The 6,570-nt window shown below is 36.5% G+C and carries 7 protein-coding genes; all 7 read left to right on the forward strand.

What is annotated here, in order from left to right; translation table 11 throughout:
* The first annotated feature begins 258 nt into the window (after positions 1–258).
* Positions 259–1,353: a substrate-binding domain-containing protein gene (locus tag BTHERMOSOX_RS08540; protein ID WP_138120661.1), complete on the forward strand. Its 1,095-nt coding sequence runs from the start codon at positions 259–261 to the stop codon at positions 1,351–1,353.
* A 71-nt stretch (positions 1,354–1,424) separates the two neighbouring features.
* A complete protein-coding gene (gene pstC / locus BTHERMOSOX_RS08545) occupies positions 1,425–2,801 on the forward strand; it encodes a phosphate ABC transporter permease subunit PstC (RefSeq protein WP_138120662.1) in 1,377 nt (458 codons plus the stop codon).
* Positions 2,794–4,077: a phosphate ABC transporter permease PstA gene (gene pstA / locus BTHERMOSOX_RS08550; protein WP_138120663.1), complete on the forward strand. Its 1,284-nt coding sequence runs from the start codon at positions 2,794–2,796 to the stop codon at positions 4,075–4,077. Before pstC ends, pstA begins: the two co-directional genes overlap by 8 nt.
* Positions 4,078–4,087: 10 nt before the next feature.
* A complete protein-coding gene (gene pstB, locus BTHERMOSOX_RS08555; RefSeq protein ID WP_138120664.1) occupies positions 4,088–4,915 on the forward strand; it encodes a phosphate ABC transporter ATP-binding protein PstB in 828 nt (275 codons plus the stop codon).
* A gap of 14 nt (positions 4,916–4,929) precedes the next feature.
* Complete coding sequence (gene phoU, locus BTHERMOSOX_RS08560; RefSeq protein ID WP_138120665.1) at positions 4,930–5,622, forward strand: phosphate signaling complex protein PhoU; 693 nt, start codon at positions 4,930–4,932, stop codon at positions 5,620–5,622.
* Between the two features lie 18 nt (positions 5,623–5,640).
* Entirely contained in the window at positions 5,641–6,330 is a 690-nt protein-coding gene (locus BTHERMOSOX_RS08565; protein ID WP_138120666.1) for a response regulator, read from the forward strand.
* The coding region (locus BTHERMOSOX_RS08570; RefSeq protein WP_138120667.1) for a DUF3329 domain-containing protein at positions 6,330–6,570 on the forward strand (241 nt) is incomplete at its 3' end. The genes BTHERMOSOX_RS08565 and BTHERMOSOX_RS08570, both read left to right, overlap by 1 nt.

Below are 6,570 nucleotides of genomic sequence, written 5' to 3' on the forward strand. Positions count from 1 at the left end.
GATTGTTTGTCTGCTCAATCCTGTTAATTCCTTGATTTGAACTGCGTTCAAATCAAGAGAAAAATACTTAATTATTTCTCTAAATCTCTTCTCTGAAATACGGGAACGATTTACATACTTGTTTTTTACTTTCATAACGGTACTTTAACATGATTTTAAATATGCTTGAGTTGTCATGACCCAAATACTATTGTCATAATTCTGTCATATTCATTTATTAAACTGAGCTCGAATCTAATAAAAAAGAAGGAAATAAAAATGAAAAACATTTATAAATCTACAGCTGTAATTATTGCTTCTAGTGCCATTATGTCTATTTCTAATTCAGTTGTAGCAAGAGATTATATTGATGTAGTTGGATCTTCAACTGTTTATCCTTTTGCAACTGTTGTTGCTGAAACTTTTGGTAAAAAAACCGGCGGAAAAACGCCAAAAATTGAATCTACAGGCTCTGGTGGTGGTATGAAATTATTTTGTGCCGGCAATGGAATTAGCACACCAGATATTACTAATGCTTCACGTAGAATTAAACTTAGTGAATACAATAAATGCCAAAAGAATGGTGTTAAAGATATTATTGAAGTGATGATTGGTTTTGATGGGATTGCCATAGCTAACTCTAAACAAGGTCCAGCTTTTAACCTAACTCGTAGAGAGTTATTTTTAGCATTAGCCAAACAAGTGCCCAACGATCAGGCTGGAGAGTTAATTGATAACCCGTATACTAAGTGGAGTGATATCAATCCAGCACTCCCTAATACAAAAATTGAGGTATTAGGACCACCGCCAACATCAGGAACTCGTGATGCATTTGCAGAATTAGCCTTGCAAGGTGGGTGCTTTACTTATGACTGGATTAAGCAGATTAAAAAAGACTCTAAAACAGCTAAAAAGTCTGGTGATAAGTCTCTCGCCTCTCAATTAAAGAAAAAATACAAAACTATTTGTCACTCAATTCGTGAAGATGGTTCTTATGTTGAGGTAGGAGAAAATGACAATCTTATTGTTGAAAAATTAAGAGCAAATCCTAAGGCGCTAGGTGTTTTTGGGTTTAGTTTTTTAGATCAAAATAGTGATGTGGTTAAAGGTGCCGTTATTGATGGCGTTAAAATTGATTTTGAGGCAATTGCCGATGGTTCATATCCAATTTCTAGACCTTTGTATTTTTATGTTAAGAAAAGTCATGTTGGAAAAGTGCCAGGCATTAAAGAATTTATTGCTGAATTTACTAGTGAAGATGCTTGGGGAGAGGATGGATACTTAACTGACAAAGGTTTAATTCCGTTATCTGATGATGCTCGCCAAAAAATGAGTGATTCGGCTAATGGTCTTGCACCACTTAAGATGCAATAAGCCTTGTCATTATTTTTGGTACAATTTGATCACCATATTCGTATGCTGGCTTTTTAATTTAGAGGATTAATATGAACTTTGGTGTAATTATTACAGCACTCTTAGTATTGTTACTTTTAGGATACTTTATTGGTCGAAAACGATCAGTCACCTTGTCTAAAGAGAGAAGTCAAAAACTACACTCATTGCCACAGTATTACGGCTATTTGATTGCATTTTGGAGTAGTGTCCCTGCCTTATTTATTCTGTTATTTTGGGCAGCACTAGAGTCTTCGTTTATTACTTCTGCAATTGTCACTCAGCTACCAATGCATTTACAACAGCTATCTGTTGATGAGATAGGGTTGTTTATTAATGAAATTATTAATTTATCCAACTCTGCCTTAATAGTAGAAGATGAGGTTAAGCGCCAAGCGGTTAGCCGATATAACGAGCTAATAGAATTTAGCGCCTCAATTAAATCGGCTGTTGTCTTTATTTTGGCATTTGTTAGCATGTTTGTTGCATTGTCATTTATTAAGCCAGAAATGAAAGCGCGTAATTTGGTTGAAAGGCTAATACGTTGGGCCATGATAGGCTGTGCTTCTATTGCTGTTTTAACAACAATTGGTATTATATTTTCAGTGATATTTGAATCGATTATATTTTTCAAAACAGTCAATGTTTTTGATTTCCTATTTGGCACTCACTGGAGCCCCCAAGAAGCTATTCGTGAAGATCAAATAGGTGGATCTGGAAGTTTTGGCGCCTTGCCACTATTTGTGGGAACTTTGCTTATTTCATTTATCGCACTAGTGATTGCTGTGCCTTTAGGATTGATGTCAGCTATATACTTATCTGAGTATTCATCTCCTGGATTCAGATCATTTGCTAAACCAGTTTTAGAGATGTTGGCCGGTATTCCAACTGTTGTTTATGGTTTTTTTGCTGCATTAACTGTCGCGCCTTTTATTCGTGATTTGGGTGAATCTCTCAATTTAAGCCTATCATCCGAAAGTGCCTTAGCAGCTGGTATTGTTATGGGCGTCATGATTATTCCATTTGTATCGTCATTATCTGATGATGTAATCTCAGCCGTCCCACAATCAATGTGTGATGGATCATATGCAATGGGTGCTACCAAGTCAGAAACAATCAAACAAGTTATTATTCCAGCCGCTTTACCAGGTATTGTTAGTGGTGTTTTATTGGCTGCTTCTCGAGCAATTGGTGAGACGATGATTGTGGTTATGGCGGCGGGACTTTCGGCAAACTTAACCTTTAATCCTCTAGAGGCTGTTACCACTGTAACCGTACAAATGGTTACTTTATTAACAGGTGATCAGGAATTTGATAGTGCTAAAACACTGGCTGCATTTGCGCTAGGACTAGGATTATTCTTAACTACTTTAGTGCTTAATATTATTTCACTCTATGTTGTGCGTAAATATCGTGAGCAATATGAATAAAAATACTACAGAAATAATTAAACTTAAACTGGCTAAGCGCTATGCAAAAGAAAAGCGTTTCAAGTTATATGGTATTAGTGCCATTGCTGTTAGTATTGCCTTTCTATTGTCGTTATTAATCAATATTTCAGTAACTGGACTTCCGGCTTTTCAACAAACTTACATTAATATTGAGGTTGATATTGATAGCAAGTTACTTAAATTAGATTCGCAATATAGTGAGCAAGAATTATTTCGTGCCAATTATAGTAAGGTAGTTAAGCAATCTTTAAAGGCTATGTTTCCTGGTGTTAAAGGCAGGAAACAAAAAAGAGCACTTAGACAGCTAGTGAGTAAAAGTGCGATTTATCAACTTAGAGATTTTGTCATAGATAACCCAAGTGTTATCGATACCAAGCAATCTTTATGGTTCTTGGCTAGGGATGATGTAGATGTATTTATGAAAGGTGGCATTGATAGATCTCTGCCAGAGTCAGATCGTAGGCTTAAAGATTTTCAATTGGTTTGGGTTGATAAGTTGCTATCTGAAAATCGTCTTGAAAAACGATTTAATGTCAGTTTTTTTACTGAAGATGATTCTAGAGAGCCCGAACAAGCAGGTATTAAGGGTGCTATGATTGGGTCATTACTAACAATGCTTGTGACTATGTTGTTATCTTTTCCCATTGGTGTTTCAACAGCTATATATTTAGAGGAGTTTGCACCAAAAAATAATAAATGGGTAGATCTTATTGAAATTAATATTAACAATCTAGCTGCAGTACCCTCTATTGTTTTTGGCTTACTAGGATTGGCTGTATTTATTGGACTTTTTGGGGTGCCAAGATCAGTGCCATTGATTGGTGGCTTGGTATTAACACTAATGACCCTTCCAACAATTATTATTACCTCTAGAGCTGCACTAAAGGCCGTGCCTCCTTCAATTCGTGAAGCAGCATTAGCTTTGGGGGCCTCACGTGTACAAACAACATTTCATCATGTTGTGCCAGCGGCTATGCCTGGCATATTAACAGGCACTATTATTGGTATGGCACAAGCTTTAGGTGAGACCGCACCATTACTAATGATTGGCATGGTTGCTTTTATTGCAGATGTGCCGCAAGGTATTACAGATCCTTCTACTGTACTTCCAGTGCAAATATATTTGTGGTCTGATTCACCTGAGCGTGCATTTACGGAAAGAACATCTGCCGCTATTATGGTGTTATTGGGATTTTTAATTGTAATGAATTTTTTAGCAGTAATAATGCGCAAGAAATTTGAAAAGAAATGGTAGGTAGTAGTTGATGATAGATATAGAAAAGCGCGAAGAATTTGATATAGAGATTGATAAAACGGTTGGCAAGCCTTTTATTGACGATGCGAAATTTTCAACACGTAATGTTGATGTTTTTTATGATGATAAGCAAGCCATATTTGATGCTAATATTGACATTGGAAAAAATCAAATTATTGCCATGATTGGCCCTTCTGGGTGTGGAAAGTCGACATTCTTGAGATGCCTTAATCGTATGAATGATACTATTCAAGGCTGCCATATTAGTGGCGACATTAAACTAGATAATGAAGATATTTATCATAAACACCAGGATCCAGTTTTGCTACGTGCACGGGTAGGTATGGTTTTTCAAAAGCCTAATCCATTTCCAAAGTCTATTTATGATAATGTCGCTTATGGGGCAAAGCTACATGGTTTAGCAAGTAACAAAATCGAGCTAGATGAATTGGTTGAAAAAAGTCTAATTCGAGCAGGTCTTTTTAAAGAGGTTAAAGATTCACTTCATAAGCCTGGTACCGGATTATCCGGAGGACAGCAACAGAGATTATGTATTGCTAGAACCATTGCAATTGATCCGGAAGTTATTTTAATGGATGAGCCAACTTCTGCCCTTGATCCAATTGCCACTGCTGTTATTGAAGAGCTGATGATTGATCTAAGTAAGAAATACACCATTGCGATTGTAACGCATTCAATGCAACAAGCTGCTAGGGTATCACAACGAACAGCTTATTTTCACATGGGGCACTTGGTTGAAGTGAACGACACTAATACGGTTTTTACCAACCCTGAGCATCAATTAACTGAAAACTATATCACCGGTAGATTTGGATAACAAGGAGTTTATTTATGGAAACGCAGCAACACATTTCACAACAATATAATAAAGAACTAGAAAGCGTTAAGAGCAAGGTTTTAAATATGGGCGGCATGGTTGAATCTCAGGTTAAAAATGCAGTTTCTGCACTTATTGAACAAAATGATGAGCTTGCAAAAAAAGTGGCAGAGTCAGATTACAAAATTAATAAAATTGAGATAGAAATTGATGAAAACTGCGCACAGTTAATTGCTAAAAGACAGCCCGCTGCTGGAGATTTAAGACTCATTATTGCCATTATCAAAGTAATTACAGATCTTGAGCGTATTGGCGATGAGGCTGAAAAAATTGGGCGTCATGTTCAAAAGCTAGTTTCCACTAAAGATGATACTGGTATGCACGCTGAGCTTGCCAATCTTGGTGAAAAAGTTATCGCTATTTTGCATGATGCACTTGACGCACTTGCGCGCATGGATATAGAGCAAGCAGCTAAAGTGGTAGAAACAGATAAGCAAATTGATGAAGAATTTAATCGAGTGTCTAGGGTATTGGTAACGCATATGATGGAAGACCCGCGTAATATTAAAAATATGCTACACGTTACCTGGTGTGCAAGAGCACTTGAAAGAATTGGGGATCATTCTCAAAACATCTGTGAGTATGTTATTTATCTGGTCAAAGGGCAAGATGTTCGTCACACAGAATTTAATCTAGATCAACAATAAAATTACAGAGTTTGTATCATGGCTACTATATTAATTATTGAAGACGATAAAGCGATATTAGAAATGCTTGACGTTTCCCTTAAAGCTAAGCAGTATAGTACGCTTAAGGCTAATACAGGGTACCTAGCATTAAGTGTGCTGAGTAGTAATACTGTAGATTTAGTGCTACTAGATTGGATGCTTCCAGATATTGACGGCATTAAACTGATTGGTAAAATCAGAAAACTTTCTGGACTTCAGTATTTGCCAATTATGATGCTAACAGCAAAATCTGGTGAAGAGGATAAAGTGAAAGGGCTTAATATGGGCGCTGATGACTATATGACTAAGCCTGTATTGTTAAAAGAGTTAGATGCACGCATTCGTTCGTTATTACGACGATCTCAAGGGCTAACCACTAATGATGATTTGATTATTGGCAACATTACTATTAATTCAATACAACACGCATTAACAATCGACAGTCACATTATTAATATTGGATCTACTGAATTTCGATTACTGCATTTTTTGATGAAAAATAAGGATAGGGTATTTGACCGGTCTCAGTTGCTTGATGAAGTTTGGGGGGTGCTTATTGCAATAGATGAGCGTACTGTTGATGTTCATATTCTGCGACTTAGGAAAATATTAAAGCCACATAAGTTGGACGGACATATTCAAACTATTCGTAACATGGGTTACCGGTTTAATTCCGTCATAAGCTAATGAAACCTTCTATCTGGTCAATTGAAAAATGGAGGCTCTTTATTGTTGTATTAGCAACTTTGATTGGCGGGCTTTTAACAGGTGAGTGGCTAATCAGCTTAATCTTGAGTTTATTTTTTTATATTATTTGGATGTACTATAAATTACAACAATTTTATACTTGGGTGACTAGCGGAACCAAGCAAGATAACGCCCCGGATAGTGATGGAATTTGGGACAAAATCAATTACCAAGTATTAC

It is taken from the genome of Bathymodiolus heckerae thiotrophic gill symbiont, from assembly GCF_900128515.1.
Lineage (GTDB): Bacteria > Pseudomonadota > Gammaproteobacteria > PS1 > Pseudothioglobaceae > Thioglobus_A.